Raw genomic sequence first — 18,351 nt, forward strand, 5'->3', positions numbered from 1 at the left:
GGCGGGCGGCAGCAATACGACAGGTTCCAGAATTTTGATTGGACTTGCTGCTGCCGTCATAGTCCTCATCGCCTGGCCGCATTTCCTCCATTGTGGGCCCGTTCTTTTTGGCGCTGGTTCTGGCCATCTGCGTTTATCCCATCAAGGCCAGGCTCATTGCGCGGCGCGTGCCGACGGCGTTGGCCACGGTGTCCGCCATTCTCGCCGTCTACGCAATGGTTGCCGCGCTCATTGCCGCCCTGTGGGCTTCCACCGTGCAATTTACCAGGCTGCTGCCGCAGTTTGCGCCGCAGATTGCCGGCCTGCGCGATGACGCACGGGCGTTCCTCCACGACACACTTGGACTGGGCGACAACCAGATCCGCGCGGTCGTGAATTCCATCGACCTCCGAGTGCTGCTGGATGCCGGCTACAACTTGCTCGGCAGCGCCATGAACGTGGGTTCCGGCACGGTCTTCCTCCTGCTGCTGGTCATGTTCATGTGCATTGATGCCGGCCACCTCCCGGCCATTTTCAAGGTGGTCAGGAAGGAGCGCGCCGCCCTGGTGGACGCCTTGGCCAACTTTGCCCGGCTGTCCCGGTCGTTCATGGTCATGACCACCATCTTTGGCGCCATTGTTGCCGCCCTAAACCTGGCACTGTTGCTCATTCTCGGTGTACCCGGTGCAGGGCTGTGGGCCATGCTGGCGTTTGTGTGCGGCTTTATCCCGTTCGTCGGCTTCTGGATCAGCCTGGTCCCGGCTGCCATCATGGCGCTGCTGGCCGGCGGGATTCCGTCCTTCGTCGCCGTGCTGGCCTTCTACGGCGTGATCAACTCACTCATCCAGTCCGTCATCCAGCCCAGGTTTGTGGCGGGCACGGTGAACCTGAACATGACGTTGACCTTCATTTCCGTTATTTTCTGGTCTGCTCTCCTGGGCCCGTTGGGAGCGCTCATGGCGATTCCGCTGACGCTGTTTGCCCGGGCGGTCCTGGTGGACGCCCACCCGCAGTCCGCCTGGCTAAAACCACTCCTTGGCGATGTCTCCGCAGCCAAGGCCATGGTCGAGGCCCAGGTCAAGACCAAGCCTGCGTCCAAGCGGCAAGGGACGGCACCCACGGCATAGGGGCGGGGATCCTCCGGCGCGGGGTGCCGCCACGCCGGGAGCAACGCGTGGGCCCCACGCCGGGAGCAACGCGTGGGCCCCACGCCGGGAGCAACGCGTGGGCCCTGCGCCGGGAGCAACGCGTGGGCCCTGCCTCACCGGGCGCGCCTATTGCAGATTGGACGTCAGCCGGGCCGCACTGTCCCGGAACTTCTCCCTCGCGGGGCGTGCGACCCAGTCCGCAAGCTCAAGCTGGCGGCTGTTCTCCCGGTAGCCGTCCTCCACGAGGTGCATCTGCGCCACGAAGTCGGCACTGTGGATGAGCACGGAGATTTCCATGTTGAGCGAGAACGAGCGCACATCCATGTTGGACGAGCCGATGACGGCCATGTCGCGGTCAATGCTGAAGTGCTTGGAGTGCAGCACTTCCGGCGCCTTGTAGAGGAAAACCTTCACCCCCGCCCTCAGCAGCGCTTCGTAATAGGAACGCTGGGCGTGGTAGACCATGGCCTGGTCGCCGATTTCGGAGACGAACAGCTCCACATCCACGCCCCTTGCCGCAGCCGTGACGATGGCCAGCAGCACCGAGTCCTCCGGCACAAAGTACGGGCTCGTGATGCTGATGCGCTCATTGGCCCGGTGGATCATTGCCACAAAAAGCTTCAGGTTATTGTCGTTGTCAAAACTCGGCCCGCTCGGCACCACCTGTGCATCCACCAGGTGCGGGGCCGGGTCAAGGACCACAGGGGAGGTGTCCACGTCCAGCAACACATCGGTCTCGCTGTACCAGTCGGTGACAAAGACCGCGTCCAGCTCGCGGACGGCGGGGCCCTGGATGCAGATCATCAGCTCGTGCCAGCGCAGCCCGCGCGCAATGTTCTTCTTCTTGTTGTAATTCTCGTGCACCAGGTTTTGCGAGCCCGTGAACCCGACACGCCCGTCGACCACCAGCAGCTTGCGGTGGTTGCGCAGGTCAATGCGCTGCCACTGCCCGCGCCACGGCCGCAAGGGCAGCATGGCCCGGTAGTCGGCGCCCATCCCCGCCAACCGGTCCAGTGTTTCCTTGCGGCCGGGGTTCATGACCGAGGCCAAATGGTCGCTGAGCACACGGACCCTTACGCCGCGCAGGCAGGCACGCTCCAAGGCGTCAAAGAACGGCTTGGTGGCCTCGTCGTGCACAAGGATGTAGAACTCCACGTGCACATAATCGGTGGCCGTGTCGATCGCGGCGGACATGGCAGCCAGGGAACCCCGGTAGTCCGGCAGGAGTTCGACGGCGTTGCCTCCGACCATGGGCAGCGCACCCAGTGTCGTGTTGAGGGTGACCAGCGAGGCCAGGCCCTCGGGCCAGTCCTCGCGGTGGCCGGGCTGGTCGAGGCCCTGGGTCCGTTCCATGATCAAGGTGTTGACGTGGCGCTGCTTTTCCCGCCGGGATCTTGGCAGGCGGTTAAACCCGACGGCCAGGTACCCCAGCAACCCAATGTAGGGGATGAAGATGATGGTGAGCATCCACGCGATGGCCGTGGCTGGCCGGTGCCGGGCCGAGATGAAGGCCACGGCGACCGCGCCCAGGACCACGTGGAGCGCCAATAGCAACCATGCGACGATGTCGACATCAGCCAATGGGTAAACCCCGCTGGTGCGCGTGGGCCTGTGGCCGGCGTGGCCTTGGACGCACTATGCCAGGGCCTTGGCCTTGAGCTGGGCGTACTCCGCATCGGTGACGGTCCCGGCGTCAAGGAGAGCCTTGGCGGAGGCAATCTGGCCGGCTGGGCTCTGCATGCCGGCCACACGGCGCAGGTACTGCTCCGTTTCCTGCTGGGCGGTGTTGGCGGTCCGCACGCCGCGCTCGGACATGCTGCCGCCGCGCACGATGATGTACACCAGCGCAGTGATGACCGGGGCCGCGAGCAGGAAGAAGATCCATACCGCCTTTGTCCAGCCGGAGATGGATGAATCACGGAGGATGTCAATAAGGATCTGAAACAGCAGTATCAGGTAGGACAGGAACAGGCAAAAAATAATGATGGACCAAAAGGTCTCAAGAAAGCTCATTGCAACCCCAAATATTCTCTTGTCACATGCGCAAGCCCAAACCATGCTCAGTACGCTGATTTTGCGAGGCCCCCTGTGGGCCCGGTCGCGCCATTCTAACAGCCCGTGCTGTCACTGTGGCGGGTCTTGTGGGAAGAATTCACAAACCCGTTTCGGGCCCACGAATTCATTTCTTGGGATTGTCCGGACCTCCTTGTAATTGACTTGGTGCACTCTTAGGCTGAGCAGGAAACGGCCCGAATCGACCAAAAACCGTCAATTCCAATGTCACCTTCAACATATTCAGGAGTCATCCGCCACCTTTGGCGTCGCCGAAGTGATTGTGTCCCCCCGCTCCGGCCTTGTCGGCACCGAAGCGTACCCGGGAATGGTCACCGAAAGCGGCTCCCTTGTCGTCTTGGCCCACCGGCGGGCTGGGGCGAAAGCGAGCTCATACCCCGTTGCGGTCATGGCCGGGGACAGCCTGCTGCTGCAGGGCAGCTGGGCCGACTTGGACAGGCACACGCGCGACCAGGCCGTGTTGCTGGTGGACTCCCCTGACTCCATCCGACGCCAGGCAGTGCGGCTTGGCCCCGGGACCGTGCCGGCGCTCGTGATTCTGGCGGCAATGGTCGTGCTGATGACGACCAATCTTGTCCCCGCCCCCGTTGCAGCACTGCTGGCCGCCATGGCGATGGTGCTGACCCGAGCCGTAACGGTGGGCCAGGCCCACCGTTCAATGGCGTGGCAAACGCTGATCCTGGTAGCCGCCATGATCCCGTTGTCGGAAGCCATCACGAAGACCGGGACCGCCAAGCTCCTTGCCGGCGGCCTCATCCGCCTCACTGAAGGCGGCAGCCCATACCTGTTGGTCCTTTGCATCTTCGTCATCACTGCTGCGCTCGGCCAGCTGATCAGCAACACGGCCACGGCGTTGATCATCATCCCGATTTCGCTGTCCGTGTCCCTGGCTGCCGGCTTCTCGCCCTTGACCGTGCTCGTGCGCATCAGCGTGGCTTCGTCAGCGGCCCTGCTGACACCGATTGCAACTCCGGCCAACCTGATGATCATGCGTCCTGCAGGTTACTGGTTCGGCGACTACTGGAAGCTGGGTGAGGTGCTCATGGCCCTCTACCTGGCCGTTGCCGTGTTCCTGGTCCCCGTCATCTGGCCGTTCCACTGAGCGACGGCGGTTAAAGCGGAAAACCCCCGACCGACTGGCCGGGAGTTTTCCTCATCTGGTTGCGGGGACAGGATTTGAACCTGTGACCTCCGGGTTATGAGCCCGGCGAGCTACCGAACTGCTCCACCCCGCGTCGTGTTCTTTACTTTACCCCGCGGGCTGCCTGGCCGCCAATCCAAGGCGCGTGACGTTTGTCTCCCGTTGCCGCAGGCCATTCCTGCGGCGTCCCGTGGCAACGGGCTGGGCCCCTGCGAGTGGCAGGGAGCGGCTGGATGGGCCCACGGGCACGAGGGCCCCGCCACGAGCCTGCGAGTGGCAGGGAGCGGCTGGATGGGCCCACGGGCACGAGGGCCCCGCCACGGGCACGAGGGCCCCGCCACGGGCACGAGGGCCCCGCCACGGGCACGAGGGCCCCGCCACGAGCCTGCGAGTGGCAGGGAGCGGCTGGGGATCGATCACCTGGATCGATCCCCAGCTTGGCTACGGCTTCGCGCTGGGTGAAGGTGTCGCCGTGGCGCTGGGCTTTGCGGTCGCCTTGGCGCCGGCTCCTTCAGCCGCGATGGCCGCCGTGATCGCCGCATTGAGCGCCTTCTGCGACGTGCCGTAGGCGGCAAAGTCGCCCTTGGCCAGGGCCGCCTGGCCATCCGCAATGGCCGCCTTGGCATCATTGAGCGCCTTCGCGAGCGCCGGATTGGTGCTGGCGCTGCCCGTGGCGCCGCCGGTGGAACTGCCGGCCGCTCCGGGTTCCTTCTGGACGTTGGCGTCGCCGGCCGATGCCCCGGAGTTGCCGCCAAAGAGCTGGTCCAGTGCGTCATTTAGCGTCGCCGCGTAACCAATCTTGTTGCCAAAGGCGACAAGGACGCGCTGCAGTGTGGGGTACGACGTCGAACCTGTGGACTTGACGTAAACGGGCTGCACGTAAAGCAGGCCGCCACCCATGGGCAGCGTCAGCAGGTTGCCGTTGATGACGTCGGACTGGCCGAGCTTCAACACGTTCAGCTGCTCGGACACCGTGGGATCGGACTGGAAGGTGTTTTGCACCTGGCCGGGGCCGGGCACCTGGGTGTCCACAGGCAGCTCCAGCAATCGCAGTTTGCCATAGTCCGGGCTCTTCACACCCTTGACATTGCCGGCGTCGCCGTTGGCGGCCATGAAGCCGTACAGAATGTTGCGCGAATCGGTGCCCTGGACTTCCTGGGGAATGAAGTCGGTGGTCAGCGAAAACGCTGTCTTGTCCTCGCCCGGCATTTGCAGCGACAGGTAGTACGGCGGCTGCTTGTCAACGGCTGCGGTGGTGGGGTCGTCGGGGACGCTCCAGGCTTCCTGGTTCGCGTAAAACTTACCGGCGTCGGTCACGTGGTAGCGGCCCAGCAGTTCGCGCTGGACCTTGAACAGGTCCTCCGGGTAGCGCACGTGGGACATGACGTCCCCGGACATTTCCGTGAACGGCTTGATGGTGGCGGGGAAGACCTTTTCCCAGGACTTCAGGATCGGGTCCTGCGTGTCCCAGGCATAGAGCTGGACGGAGCCGTCGTAGGCATCCACGGTGGCCTTGACCGAGTTGCGGATGTAGTTCACGGATGCGTTCGGCAACGCTGCAACGCCTCCAGTCGCGGTGAGGGAGTCCGTGGTGGCCTCCTGCAGCTGCTGCTGCTGGGAATACGGGTAGCTGGAGCTGGTGGTGTAGCCGTCCACGATCCACTTGACCCTGCCGTCGACGACGGTGGGGTACGGATTCCCGTCCAGGGTCAGGTACGGCGCCACTTTGGCGACGCGTTCGGCCGGGGTTCGGTCGTAAAGGATCTGTGAGTCGTTGTTGACACCGTTGGTCAGCAGCAAGTCCGATGACTGGAACTTCATGGCATACATCAGCCGGTTGAACCAGTTGCCAAGTGACGGGCCGCCGCTTCCCGTAAACGTGGTCATGGATTCGCCGCTCGTGTCCGCACTGTCCTTCGACGCGGGTGTGGAACCCTGCGGCCGGTCCAACTCCACGGGGGTGGCGCCCTTGGCGCCCCCGACAATGGAGTAGTCAGTCATGGACTGGCCAAAGTAGATGCGCGGCTGGTAGCTGGTGTCGGTGCCCAATACGCCCGTCGACGGGACGCCGGACTGCATGAACACCGGCTTGCCGTCGGCGGTGGTCTTGTTTCCGTAGGCTGCCACCACGCCGTAGCCGTGCGTGTACACCAGGTGCTGGTTGTACCAGCTCTGCTGGCCGGGGTTAATGCCGTTCGGGTTCAGCTCACGCACCGCAATCACGGCATCCTGGACCTTGCCGTCAATGGTGTAGCGGTCAACGTTGAGGGTCTTGGGGAACTCATAGTACGGACGGTACTGTTCGAGCTGCGCAAACGTGGAGGAGATCAGGTTGGGGTCCAACAGGCGAATGCTGGCCACTGTGGAAGCGTCCTGGCGCAAGGCTCCGGGGGTCGCCGTCGTCGTGGCGTTGTAGGGGGTGACATCCATGCCGGAGAGTCCGTAGGCCTGCCGGGTGAAGTCAATGTTGCGCGAAATGTAGGGCGCCTCGACGGTGCCTTCCGAAGGCTTGACCTGCAGGCCCTGGACGGCCCACGGGTAAATGCCCCCGGCCACGATCCCCGTAATCACGAGCATGCCGGTGCCGATAAGGGGCAGCTTCCACTTGCCCAGGAAGGCAGCCACGACGAACAGGATGGCCACGATGATGGCGGCGACTGCCAGGATGGCCTTGGTGGGGATGACGGCGTTGACGTCGGTGAACATGGCGCCGGCCCGGTAGCCGCCGTTGTTCTGCAGCGTACTGTAGCGGTCGAGCCAGAAGTTGATGCCCAACAGGACCAGGAACACGGCGGCCAGCACAGCCATGTGGATCTGCGCGCTGCGGGATGCGAAGATGCCGCGCTCGGCCAGGCGCACAGCACCGTAAAGGTAGTTGGTGAGCAGGCCGGCGATGAACGCGATCACGGTGATGCTGATCAACAGGCCCGTCACAAAGCCCAGAAACGGCAGCGTGTTTGTGTAGAAGCTGATGTCCAACCCAAATTGTGGGTCGGTCTTGCCAAACGGCACCCGGTACAGGAACAGCATGACCTTGTCCCACTGCGCCATGGCAGCCGTGCCGGCAAACAGCCCGAACACCACGGGCACGCCCACCATCACCACACGGCGTATGGGTTCCAGCTGTGCCTGGTAGCGGTTGAGGTTGTCATCACGGGCGTTGTCCGGCGCGTAGATGGGCCGGGCACGGTAGGCGACCCGGATGGAGAAGTACACGCCGGCGCCCATGACCAGGAAGCCCACGGCGAAGATCACTAGTTTCGCCAGCTTTTCCCGCCAGAAGACCGTGGAGTAGCCAAGCTGGTTGAACCAAAGCATGTCCGTGTACACGCCGGCAAAAATCACCAGGACAATGACCAGGGCGACCACCACAATGATGGTCGGCAGCAGGGCGCTGCGGCGCCTGGGCCTGGCGGAGTTTTGCGGCGAAGGGGCTGGGCGGGATGTCACTCGTACCTCTATTTGCTATTTTGCTGGGACTCGGGTGGTGCCAGTGCTGCGCCTGGCACTGCTGCCAGGGTCTTACTGCTGCCACGAATGGCCGCGGGGCGAAGTTCCCCATGATGCGCAATCGTTACTTACACGCCGGCAGTGTGGAACCGTCCGCACCTGAGCCAATGGCCGTCACTGCGGCGTACGCCTCCTTCAGAGTAGCGACTTTAACGACGTGAAGCCCGTTGGGGACGTGCCCGACGACGTCACCGCAGTTTGCGGCCGGCGCCAGGAAGTAGTCGGCGCCGTTGTTGCGGGCCCCAACCATCTTCTGGGCGATGCCGCCGATCGCGCCCACGTTGCCGTCCGGGTCGATGGTTCCCGTGCCGGCAAAGTGCTTCCCGCCCGTCAGCCCGCCCTTGGTCAGGGTGTCCATGATGCCCAGCGCAAACATCGTGCCGGCACTGGGGCCGCCAATGTTGCTCAGGGTGATGTCCACCGTGAAGGGGAAGGTGAACTTGTTTTGCAGGGCGATGCCCAGGAGATATTTGCCGTCCTTGTTTGCGCGCGGGGTGACGGTGACGGTCTTGTCCGCACCGCCACGTTGGACCTTCACTTCGACCGGCGCGCCCTTCCCTGCTGCCAGCACCGCCTCGATCGCCGGCAGACCCGTAATGTCCTTGCCGCCAATGGCGAGAAGGACGTCGTCGGGCTTGAGAATGCCTGCGGAGGCACCGTCGGTGGGCACCGAGGCGACGGCGAGCACGGTCTTGTAGTCAATGCCCAGGGCCTTGAAGGCGGCCGCCGTCGCATTTTCCTGGGACCCGGTCATAGCCGCGGAATTTTCACTGTTGACGGCATCCTGGCTGGTGCCCGGCGCATAAATGAGCTCGGCCGGATAAATGGTGTCTGAGGGCGTGAGCCATGCGCGCAATGCTTCAAAGATGTTGATTTGGCTGTCGGGCAGGCCGCCGGTCATGTGGACTGTTGTCAGGTCCAGTGCGCCGGACGTAGCGGGGAAGCTGTCGTGGCCCGTGACGCTGATGACGGGCTGGCCGTTGACCTTGCCGATGGTGTTGATGGCCGGGCCCGGGGATTCAACCACGTACGGGACGGGGATGGCCAGGGCGGCAACCGCCAGCACCGCGGCGATGACACCGGAAACCACCATGAGGGACACCCGCCCGTCGCGGACCGCCGCCTTCGCTTTAACTGGCTGCGGGGCCACGTCGTGGTTCTCCTGGCTCAATACCTTAACCTTTCCAAGGTTCCGTCGGGCTGCGCGTCGCGGGTGCCGGGCAGCCTGCGTGCGTTCACCACGCTCCACCCTACTGTGTCCGTCCGGGTTCATGCTGTGAATGTCCGCAGGATCCCAACGCTGCCCAAATCAGGCCATTTGCTGCTGCCTTTGCCGGTAGCGAACAGGGGAGTCCCATGGGGCGACAACCGTTCTCGGCGGCGGTAACGTGAAGATACTCGCTTTACATCTTCCTGCAACGATCGGGTCACCATGTCTTCCACACCAGCGAACAACGACGACGACGACGACACTCCCAAGGATCCGCTGTCTGAAATGCTGGCGAACCTGTTGGGCGGCCAGGGCATGGAAGGTTTTGACCCGGCGGCGCTGGCCAAGGCAGCCGGCCTGCCGGACGACCCCAACGTCCTGGCGCAAATGTTCTCCCAGGTGCAGGCCATGATGAGCAGTTCCTCGGACACCCCGGTGAACTGGGAGCTGGCCCATGACGCGGCCCGCAAGTCCGCGGCAGGGGACGATCCCTCCGTCACTCCGGCACAGTCGCGCGAAGTGGATGAGGCGCTCCGGCTGGCCGAGATGTGGCTGGACCCGTTCACCGATCTTGCGGCCACCGCGATCATCGGCAAGGCGTGGTCCCGGGCGGAATGGGTTGAGGAAACCCTCGGCACCTGGAAGCGGCTCACCGAGCCGGTGGCCAACAGCATCGCGTTCGCCATCTCCACCGCCATGAATGAGCAGCTGCCCGAGGAAATGAAGTCCGCAATGGGTGGTGCGGCGTCCATGATGCAGAACATGGGCGGCGCATTGTTTGGGCTGCAGTTGGGTGCGGCCGTGGGGGCGCTCGCCAAGGAAGTGGTGGGGTCCACGGACATCGGCATCCCGTTGGCAGACCTTCAGATGGCCCTGCTTCCGGCCAACATCAAGGCCTTTGGCGAGGGACTGGAAGTTCCCGAGCAGGAAATTCGGCTGTTCCTGGCGCTGCGCGAGGCCGCCCATGCCCGCCTGTTTGTGCAGGTGCCCTGGCTGCGCGGCCACCTTTTGGGCGCCATCGAGTCCTACGCCCGCGGCATCCACATCGACATGTCCCGCATTGAGGACCTGGCGCACAACCTGGACCCGAGCAATCCGGAGGCCATGCAGGCTGCCCTGTCCGAAGGTGTCTTCATGCCCGCCCGCACGCCCGAACAGGACGCGGCCCTGGCCAAGCTCGAGACGGCGCTGGCCCTGGTCGAAGGGTGGGTCGACGAGATCACCTTTGCGGCGGCGGCCAACCTGCCGTCCGCTGCGGCCATCCGTGAAACCATCCGCCGCCGCCGCGCCACGGGTGGCCCGGCCGAGCACGCCTTTGGTTCCCTGGTGGGCCTGGAGCTGCGCCCGCGCCGCCTGCGCGAGGCCGCGGCTCTGTGGGCCTCCCTGAAGGAGCAGCGCGGCATCGCCGGCCGCGACGCCATCTGGGCCCACCCCGACCTGCTGCCCACCTCCGCCGACCTCGACGACGCAGCCGGCTTTGGTGCCCGCCGCTCTGCAGCCGATGCGTCCGACTCGGACGTTGACGCCGCCCTTGCCAAGCTGCTCGACGGCGGGTTCGACGACCTCCCGCCGGCGGACAGCGGCGACACTCCCGACGGTGCCGCTGACAAGGACACGTCCGGCACCGACACTCCCGACGGCGGAGCCAGCGAGGGCGGGTCCGGCACCGACACTTCCGACGGCGGAGCCGGCGAGGGCACCGGACCGGAAAAATAACCGGACAGTTTCCCACTGAGCCTGATAGTTTCCCGCTGAAGATGTCGATATGGTCTGGGGCCCCTGATAATTCAGGGGCCCCAGACCGTATCTACATCCCGGCGTTTCCCGGACTCAGGGCAGCCGGGCGGCCGCCATCAGAACAGTTTCCCGGGAGGCGACGCGCCCACGTTTTCCGGAGCCGCGGAGATGAGGCCACCGCCGCCACACTGGCCGTCGTCGTCCATGTCGCCGCCGCCCAGGCTGCCGACGTCCTGTGGATCAGGGCCCTGGCCGTCGCCGCCCTGACCGTCGTCGTCCACGTCACCGTCCTGTGGATCAACGTCCTGACCGTCATCGTCCATGTCGGCGCCCATGCCCCGGATGTTGCGGGCCGACGCGAACGAGGCACCCTCCAAAAACGCCTTGGCGCGGTCCTGCTGCGCATAGCCGTCAAGTTCCGCCCAGAATCCAGCGCCGTGGTTGGGGTGGATCAGGTGGGCCAGTTCATGGAGCAGGACGTAGTCCAGCACCCATTCCGGCATGCCCTTTACGTGGTGTGAAATCCGGATGGTCTTACGCACGTGGGTGCACGAACCCCAGCGTCCGTTTTGGTTCGTCACCCAGCGCACGGACGCCGGCACCGCCCGCGACCCGAGGTACCTCGCCGACAAGTCTAGGCACCGCCGCAGGAGGGCGTCGTCGCTGTCGGGCACCCGCCGTCGCCCGCCGGCGGCCCTGTCCCGCATGTCCCCTTCCAGGCGTGAAACCATGTGCGGCACCCAGTATTGTTCATCCTCGATGCTCATGCGCGCAGGCACGGCGATCACGGCGCGGCCTTCCTCCCAAAAGGCGGCAATGCCGTTCTTGCGGCGGCGGGTGCGCCGAACCACCACCGCGGCACCGTTGGAGGCGCGGTGCCCGGAGACGGAGTCCCCCATGGGCCCGGGCGTGCCGCGCCCAATCGGGGCCCGCCGGGGGTCCGGGTGTGCCGGTGCAAGCTTTTCTGACATGCTTCGACGGTATAACGGGGCGGCATCAGAAATCGAGCCGGCCAGGTCAATCTGTGGACAACCACAGCATGTGGATAACTTCAAGCGGGCATCGGGCAGTTGTGCCAAGATCAGAAAGGGACGGCCGCAGCGGGACGGACACCGCCCCCTGCCCCCTTGGGAGGCGGCAATGACAACCATCAACCCCGGGCTTCGCCTGGTCAGCAGGGGCGCAAGAAGCATCCAAATCGGCGTGGGTCCGGGCGGCACCATCATCGACGGTCTCCAGCCGGACGACCTGCGCTTCATCGATGCCCTTCGCAGTGGCATTCCGGACGTGGAGGTCATGGCCGCGGGCCGTGCCCTCGGGCTGCCGGAGACGCGCGTCCGGGAAATTTGCGCCAACCTCGAGGGGCTGCTTTTCAGCGACGGCGAACTGCGCACCCAAGGTTTCCGTGCGGAGCGGCTCCTGCCGGAGCGTTCCGCCCTCCTGGGCCTGCACCGGGCGCCATGCCAGGGCTACATGGAAAGGCGGGAACGCAGCGTGGTGCATGTCACGGGGCTCGGACGCACGGGTGCTGCGCTTGCACTGGTGCTGGCCAGCGCTGGCGTGGGCACCCTCCTGCTGGAGGACGACAGATCCGTGACCGCCGTCGATGTCAGCCCGGGATCGTTCAGGCTCGCCGACATCGGGCTGCCCCGCTCGGCGGCCGTGCGGAGGCATTTGCTGGCCCTGGATCCCCGATGCCACGCACATGTGCTGCACGATGGGGGCACGGGCGGGCCGGACACGCGGTGCCTGGACCTGGCCATCGTGGTGGCGCACGACGCCGTCGGCGCCGGAACGGCCGCCCGCTTCATGAGTACCGACAGGCCGCACCTGTTTGTGCTGGTGCGCGAGCAGGACGGCACTGTGGGACCCCTCGTCCTGCCAGGTGAAACCGCGTGTGCGGAGTGCGTTGAACGGCACCGCAGCGCCCACGATCCCCAATGGCTGCAGGTGTGCGAGCAACTGGCGGCAGAAGGCGGACCGGACCGGGAGCGCCGTCCGCCGCCTCAACTACTGGAAGACGCGGCCCTGTCCACGGCACTGGCCGGCACTGCGGCAGCCCAGGCGCTGCTCTTCCTCGACGCCGTCAACCAGCCCAGCACATGGTCCTCGGTCCTTACATTCCACCGCGACAACGCCCGCTGGAGCCGGGAAGAGTTCGCGGCCCACCCGGACTGCGGCTGCCAGCTGCAACGTCAGGCGCTGGAGACGATCTCCAGCACGGCCTCGCCGTAGCGTTCCAGCTTCGAAGGGCCGACGCCGGGCAGCGCTGACAGTGCCTGCAGGTCCTGGGGCGCGGCCTCGGCGATGGCCATGAGTGTGGCGTCGGTGAAGACCACGAACGCGGGCACTTCCGCCGTGGTGGCCTCCTTCAACCGCCAGGCCCGCAATTCCTCAAAGACGGCCTCGTCATACCCTGCGGGGCAGGTGGAACAACGGCCGATCTTCCGCTCTGCCCCGGTCGTGAGAACCTTGCCGCACACGCGGCACACCGACGGGGAGGCCGTTTTGCGGGGCTTGCGGACAGCGGGCTGGCGTGGGCCGGTCGGTGCGCCACCCACAGAGCTGGGCCGCAGACCGTCAAGGAAACGCGACGGCCTGCGGTTGGCCCGCCCGCCGGGCGTGCGCGCCGTGGACCAGGAAAAGTTCAGGAATTCCCGGGCACGGGTGATCCCCACGTACAGCAGCCGGCGTTCCTCGTCCACGGTTTCCGGGGTGTCGGCGAAGGAGATGGGCATGAGGCCCTCGCTCAGGCCCACCAGGAACACCGCGTCCCACTCCAAGCCCTTGGCGGAGTGCAGGGACGCCAGCGTCACGCCCTGCACGGTAGGTGCGTGCTGGGCGGAGGCACGCTCGGTCAGTTCCGCGACGAAGTCCACCAGCGAGAACACGTGCTCGGGCGTGCTGCGGGAAACGACGAGGTCATCCGCCAACGCCACCAGTGCGGACAGCGACTCCCACCGCTCGCGCACGGCACCGCCGGTGGTGGGCGCTTCCGCCTGCCAGCCCAGGTTACCCAGGATGTCGCGGACCAGCTGGCCCAGCGGCTCGTCCTCGGCCGCACGGGATCCTGCCCGCAGCTGCAGGATGCCGTCGCGGACTTCCTTGCGGGCAAAAAACCGCTCCCCGCCGCGCAGCTGGTATCCCACGCCAGCCCCCGACAGCGCCTGCTCATAGGCCTCGGACTGTCCATTGGTGCGGAACAGGACAGCAATTTCGCTGGCCGGGGTGCCGTGCTCAATGAGGGTCTTGATGCGCGCGGCCACCGCGCCGGCCTCGGCCTCGTCGTCGCTGCATTCCAGGAATTCCGGAGAAGGACCACCAGGTCGCTGGGCCACCAGCTCCAAGGGCGTCGACCAGAGGGCGTCGGCCGCGAGGCCGCCGCTGCGCCGGCTCTTGAGCAGCGAATTGGCCAGGCCCACCACCTGTGGCGTGGACCGGTAGTCGCGCACCAGCTTCACCACATTGGCCCCAGGGTAGCGGGCCGGGAAGTCCAGCAGGTGCCGCGGCGTCGCGCCGGTAAAGGAGTAAATGGTCTGGCTGGCGTCGCCCACCACGCACAGGTCGTCACGGCCGCCCAGCCAAAGGTCGAGCATGCGCTGCTGGAGCGGGGAGACGTCCTGATACTCATCCACCACAAAGTGTCGGTACTGGTCCCGGACGGTGGCGGCCACGCGCGGGTCCTCCTGCAAAATGCCCACGGTGATCAACAGGACGTCCTCAAAGTCGATGAGGTTCCTGTCTGCCTTGACGTCCTCGTAGGCCTGGAAGAGACGGCCGACGGCGAGCTTGTCCAGCCCTCCCGGCTCGCCGCGGTCCTGGGCCTGGGTCAGGTAGGTTTCCGGCGTCAGCATGGACACCTTCGCCCATTCAACTTCCGCTGCCAGGTCGCGGATGGCGGCCCGGTCCGTGGGCAGGCGCAGCCTGCGGGCGGCCTCCGCAATGATTTGGGCCTTGTGGTCGAGCAGGCCCGGAAGCTGGCCGCCGACGGCGTGCGGCCAGAAATACTGCAGCTGGCGCAATGCGGCGGCGTGGAAGGTGCGGGCCTGCACCGTTCCGACGCCCAGGTCGCGCAGCCGGGTGCGCATTTCCGCAGCTGCCCGGGCCGTGAACGTCACGGCCAGCAGGCGGTTGGGATTGTAGACACCGGTGTGCACGCCGTACGCAATCCGGTGCGTAATGGCCCGGGTCTTGCCGGTGCCGGCGCCGGCCAGGACACACAGCGGTCCGGCCAGCGTGGTGGCCACGGTGCGCTGTTCCTCGTCGAGGCCGGCCAGGATGCGTTCCTCGGCAGTGCGCTCATCCATCACGGGCAGACCCACCTGGCTGGGATCGTAGCTCATTCCCTGCCGCCCGAGGTGGCATGGCCGGAGGGGGCGGCGCCGGTCCCGGCAGGGTCAGTGATGCTTTTGTCCGCAACGTCGCCAGGCTCCAGGATGGTTCCGCCGTACCAGTGTTCAATGAGAGCCCGGGCAATGGAAACGCGGCTCGAGATGATGGCTTCGCCGCTGAGCACGGCGGCCTGCAGCTCGTTGCGGCTGAACCAGCGCGCCTCGCGGACCTCGGTCCCGTCAGGGACTGCCGCAATGTCGTCGGTGTAGGCAACAAAGCCGAGCATGAACGACCGCGGGAACGGCCAGGCCTGCGAACCGAGGTAGTGCGTGGTGTGCAGGTGGACACCCACCTCCTCGGCGATTTCGCGCACGGCGCCTTGCTCGGCGCTTTCGCCGGCCTCGACAAATCCAGCCACGGTGGAGTACCTGTTGGCTTCCCAGGCGAAATTACTGGCCAGCAGAATCCTGTCGTCCGCCCCGACGACGGCGACGATCGCGGCGGGGTCGGTGCGCGGGAAGTGTTCGGAACCGTCGGCGGTGCAGCGGCGCATCCAACCGGCATGTTCCGGGATGGTGGGGGCACCGCAGCGGGGGCAGAAGCGGTGGCTCATGTGCCAATTCGCGACTGCCTGAGCCTCGACGAAAATTGCCGTGTCGGCGTCAGCCAACGCCTCCCCCACGTCCCGGAACCCGGAGAAAAAGGTGCCGCCGGGCACCCAGGGTAGGTCGCCGGCATCGTCCGCCAACACCTTTAGGACAATGTCGGTGCCGGCGGGAAGCGTGGAGTGGATTACACCAATTGTCTTGCCAAGGTACACGGTCACCGTACCGGGAGGCAGGTGGCCGGCGGCCTCCGCGGGGTCAAGGAAGGCCAGGCCGCCGTCGCGAACCAGCGCACGGCCGCCCCGGAAAAGCACGATGCGGTGACCCGGGCTGCCCTGCACATTGTCCAGGAACCCGTTTTCACTGCGTTGTTCACAGTCTCGGTCGAGCACGGCTGCGGGGGACGGCAAAGCTTGAATCATGGTTCTACCGTACGCAGTCCTGCACGGTTTTTACATTCCACCGGGTGGATCTGTGGACAGTGCGTGACGCGCGCAACGCATGCGACATCTCGCGACTCGCCGCCGCAGGCGCAGACACTTGCCAGCTTGGCGCTCTACGGTGGAGGTGTGAGACGAATGACTGCAATCGAACTGGCCGCCATTGCCAGCGCCGCCGTGCCCGGACTCAACGTCACCGCGTTTGGGCCCGAACCCGACGATGCAGCCGATTTTAGCTCCGCGCTGCTGGTGGACTCGGAAAACCGGCGGTGGCGGGTGCGCTCCCCCAAGCACGTTGAGGCCAGTGCCCGGCTGGAGACCGAGCGCGAGGTCCTGCGCGCCTTCGCCCCCGGCATCCGGGCCGAGTTGCCGTTCCTGCTGCCCACCGTGGCCGGGACCGTGCGGCAGGGCGAGTTGATCACCTTTGTTTATTCGCACATTGCCGGCAAGGCAGAATCCGTGGAGGAGCTGTCCGCGGGGGGCGCGGCCCTGGCCCTGGAAATCGGGGCCGCAATTGCCGCCATCCACGATCTGCCACAGGAACTGGTCACCAACGCCGACCTGCCCAGCTACACCGCCAACGAGTTCCGCCAGCGCAAGCTCAACGAACTGGACCAGGCCGCCACCACGGGAAAAATTCCGCCGTCGCTGCTGCGCCGCTGGGAGCATGCCATGGAGGATGTGGCCCTGTGGCGCTTCAATGCCTCGGTGGTCCACGGCGACTTGCACGAGGACAACATTCTGCTGGACGGCCCCCGGGTTACTGCCGTCATGGGCTGGACCGACCTGCGGGTGGGCGACCCGGCCGACGACTTTGCCTGGCTGGTGGCCATCAACGACCCCAAGTTCGTGGACACCGTCATGCAGGCCTACGCTGCTGCGCGCCACGAGACCCCGGACCCGCACCTGCTGCGCCGTGCGGCCCTGAGCGCCGAATTTGCGCTGGCCCAGTGGCTCGTCAAGGGCTTCGCCGCGGATTCCGCCCGCATGGTCTCCGATGCCGAAGGCATGCTGGCCACCTTGAAGGCGGACATCGATGCCCACGGCGGCCAGCCCATCAGCACCGAGCCCGCGCCGCCAGCCGAGCCCGCGGCCGAGAATTCTTCGGCGGCCGGGCCAGATGCCGCCGCCACGGGAACCATTCCGGTGGTCGGGCCCGCTCCGGCGGCCAATCCCGGGCCCGAAGCGGCGAGGGACCCGCTGGGAGATCGCGAGCAGCGGGAGCCGCTGGGCGGCGAGACCAAGATAGTGCCCCCGGCGGACGGTCCTGACACGGCCGCCACGGGGACCATTCAGGTGGTCGGACCCGCTCCTGTGTCCAAGCCCGTTTCGGTGGTCGAGCCGGCGCTGGCGGCCAAGCCCGGGCCCACAGCGGTGAAGGACCAGCTGGGGAGGGGGGCCGGGCCTGCCGCGACCTCCGGGACAAAGGCGGACGACGCCGGTGCCCCGTCCGCCGTCGAAGCGGAGGGTGCCGCCGAAGCGGAGTCCGATGACGACGCGGCCGGCTCCGGCGAGGACGTCGATACGACGGCCATGAAAGTCATTCCGCTGAAGGCGAAGCCTAAAAACTAGGTATCAACAGTTGCTGTTTCGCGCCGGATTTCCGGGGCGAAACAGCAACCGTGGATGCCCGGTTTCACGACCGTGCCTGCGTAGAGTGGGCACCATGGGGATAACTCGACGCGCACCGGCCATCATCGGCACGATCCTTATTGCCGCCCTAACACTTGCTGGCTGCACAAGCCCCGCGCCTGCGCCCAGCCAGGCCCCGCGTACGGCTGAAATCTCACCCTCGGGCGGGGCGGCCCCGAATGAGGCCATCATTTTCGAAGTCCAAAAGGCTTCGGTGGAGGGCTCCCCCACCCGTGGAACGGTACTGAAGCAGTACAGCGGCACAGGACCGGCAACAATTTCCATTGGCCCCCTCCCCAAGGGCCATAAAAAGCTGGGCACCACAGTGCTCTGCAGCGGGACGGGTGATTGGAAGGTCAACATCGTCCAAGACGGAACGCCGGGCTGGGGCAGCAGCGGCTGCTCCCTGTCCGGTGGGAGTTCAATCGCCTACCCGGTGGCCAACTCTGCCAAGGACAGCACGGTCAAAGTTGATGTCGCCGCCAACGCCACGCTCTGGGCGACTGTCTACTCTACGAAGTAGCGTGCTTGATCGCCAGGCTCG

Annotated in this window: 13 protein-coding genes and 1 tRNA gene; 6 read left to right on the plus strand and 8 right to left on the minus strand. The window is 65.9% G+C overall.

Annotation, left to right across the window (positions count from 1 at the left end; translation table 11 throughout):
- Nucleotides 1-92: 92 nt before the first annotated feature.
- Nucleotides 93-1,106, plus strand: a complete 1,014-nt coding sequence (locus CVV68_RS02665; RefSeq protein ID WP_211320700.1) for an AI-2E family transporter — start codon at nucleotides 93-95, stop codon at nucleotides 1,104-1,106.
- A 147-nt stretch (nucleotides 1,107-1,253) separates the two neighbouring features.
- On the opposite strand, the gene cls is transcribed toward CVV68_RS02665, so the two are convergent.
- On the minus strand, nucleotides 1,254-2,708 hold the full coding sequence (gene cls / locus CVV68_RS02670) for a cardiolipin synthase (RefSeq protein ID WP_110499462.1): 1,455 nt from the start codon (nucleotides 2,706-2,708) through the stop codon (nucleotides 1,254-1,256).
- A 54-nt stretch (nucleotides 2,709-2,762) separates the two neighbouring features.
- On the minus strand, nucleotides 2,763-3,140 hold the full coding sequence (locus tag CVV68_RS02675; protein ID WP_110499463.1) for a PLDc N-terminal domain-containing protein: 378 nt from the start codon (nucleotides 3,138-3,140) through the stop codon (nucleotides 2,763-2,765).
- A gap of 316 nt (nucleotides 3,141-3,456) precedes the next feature.
- On the opposite strand from CVV68_RS02675, the gene CVV68_RS02680 reads away from it, so the two are divergent.
- The gene (locus tag CVV68_RS02680) at nucleotides 3,457-4,302 is read left to right on the plus strand and encodes an SLC13 family permease (RefSeq protein ID WP_110499464.1); all 846 of its coding nucleotides are present in this window, start codon (nucleotides 3,457-3,459) and stop codon (nucleotides 4,300-4,302) included.
- Nucleotides 4,303-4,358: 56 nt separating this feature from the next.
- Here the strand turns inward: CVV68_RS02680 and CVV68_RS02685 are convergent.
- From CVV68_RS02685 to CVV68_RS02695, 3 genes are all read right to left on the minus strand, one after another.
- Nucleotides 4,359-4,435: transfer RNA gene (locus CVV68_RS02685), tRNA-Met, on the minus strand.
- Nucleotides 4,436-4,782: 347 nt separating this feature from the next.
- Nucleotides 4,783-7,791 carry a UPF0182 family membrane protein gene (locus CVV68_RS02690; RefSeq protein ID WP_110499465.1) on the minus strand — a complete coding sequence of 1,003 codons (3,009 nt, stop codon included), beginning with the start codon at nucleotides 7,789-7,791 and terminating at the stop codon, nucleotides 4,783-4,785.
- Nucleotides 7,792-7,915: 124 nt separating this feature from the next.
- Nucleotides 7,916-9,022 carry a YlbL family protein gene (locus tag CVV68_RS02695; protein ID WP_245933291.1) on the minus strand — a complete coding sequence of 369 codons (1,107 nt, stop codon included), beginning with the start codon at nucleotides 9,020-9,022 and terminating at the stop codon, nucleotides 7,916-7,918.
- A 261-nt stretch (nucleotides 9,023-9,283) separates the two neighbouring features.
- Here CVV68_RS02695 and CVV68_RS02700 point away from each other — a divergent pair, with 261 nt between their 5' ends.
- Nucleotides 9,284-10,777, plus strand: coding sequence for a zinc-dependent metalloprotease (locus CVV68_RS02700; protein ID WP_110499467.1), 1,494 nt, complete (start codon nucleotides 9,284-9,286; stop codon nucleotides 10,775-10,777).
- A gap of 137 nt (nucleotides 10,778-10,914) precedes the next feature.
- Here CVV68_RS02700 and CVV68_RS02705 read toward each other — a convergent pair whose 3' ends face one another.
- Complete coding sequence (locus tag CVV68_RS02705; protein ID WP_245933292.1) at nucleotides 10,915-11,769, minus strand: M48 metallopeptidase family protein; 855 nt, start codon at nucleotides 11,767-11,769, stop codon at nucleotides 10,915-10,917.
- Between the two features lie 169 nt (nucleotides 11,770-11,938).
- Between CVV68_RS02705 and CVV68_RS02710 the strand changes: the two genes are divergently transcribed.
- The gene (locus CVV68_RS02710; RefSeq protein ID WP_170133065.1) at nucleotides 11,939-13,033 is read left to right on the plus strand and encodes a TOMM precursor leader peptide-binding protein; all 1,095 of its coding nucleotides are present in this window, start codon (nucleotides 11,939-11,941) and stop codon (nucleotides 13,031-13,033) included.
- Here the strand turns inward: CVV68_RS02710 and CVV68_RS02715 are convergent.
- Both CVV68_RS02715 and nudC read right to left on the minus strand, forming a co-directional pair.
- On the minus strand, nucleotides 12,994-15,141 hold the full coding sequence (locus CVV68_RS02715; RefSeq protein WP_245933293.1) for an ATP-dependent DNA helicase UvrD2: 2,148 nt from the start codon (nucleotides 15,139-15,141) through the stop codon (nucleotides 12,994-12,996). The genes CVV68_RS02710 and CVV68_RS02715 overlap by 40 nt on opposite strands.
- Nucleotides 15,138-16,157 carry an NAD(+) diphosphatase gene (gene nudC / locus CVV68_RS02720; RefSeq protein ID WP_110499470.1) on the minus strand — a complete coding sequence of 340 codons (1,020 nt, stop codon included), beginning with the start codon at nucleotides 16,155-16,157 and terminating at the stop codon, nucleotides 15,138-15,140. The genes CVV68_RS02715 and nudC overlap by 4 nt, the downstream gene beginning before the upstream one ends.
- Before the next feature lie 156 nt (nucleotides 16,158-16,313).
- On the opposite strand from nudC, the gene CVV68_RS02725 reads away from it, so the two are divergent.
- Nucleotides 16,314-17,747 (plus strand): phosphotransferase, encoded by a 1,434-nt coding sequence (locus CVV68_RS02725; protein WP_110499471.1) that lies wholly within the window; start codon nucleotides 16,314-16,316, stop codon nucleotides 17,745-17,747.
- A 94-nt stretch (nucleotides 17,748-17,841) separates the two neighbouring features.
- On the plus strand, nucleotides 17,842-18,330 hold the full coding sequence (locus CVV68_RS23080; protein ID WP_146238811.1) for a hypothetical protein: 489 nt from the start codon (nucleotides 17,842-17,844) through the stop codon (nucleotides 18,328-18,330).
- Nucleotides 18,331-18,351: the final 21 nt, after the last annotated feature.

Origin of the sequence: Arthrobacter livingstonensis (assembly GCF_003219815.1) — a bacterium.
Classification (GTDB): domain Bacteria; phylum Actinomycetota; class Actinomycetes; order Actinomycetales; family Micrococcaceae; genus Specibacter; species Specibacter livingstonensis.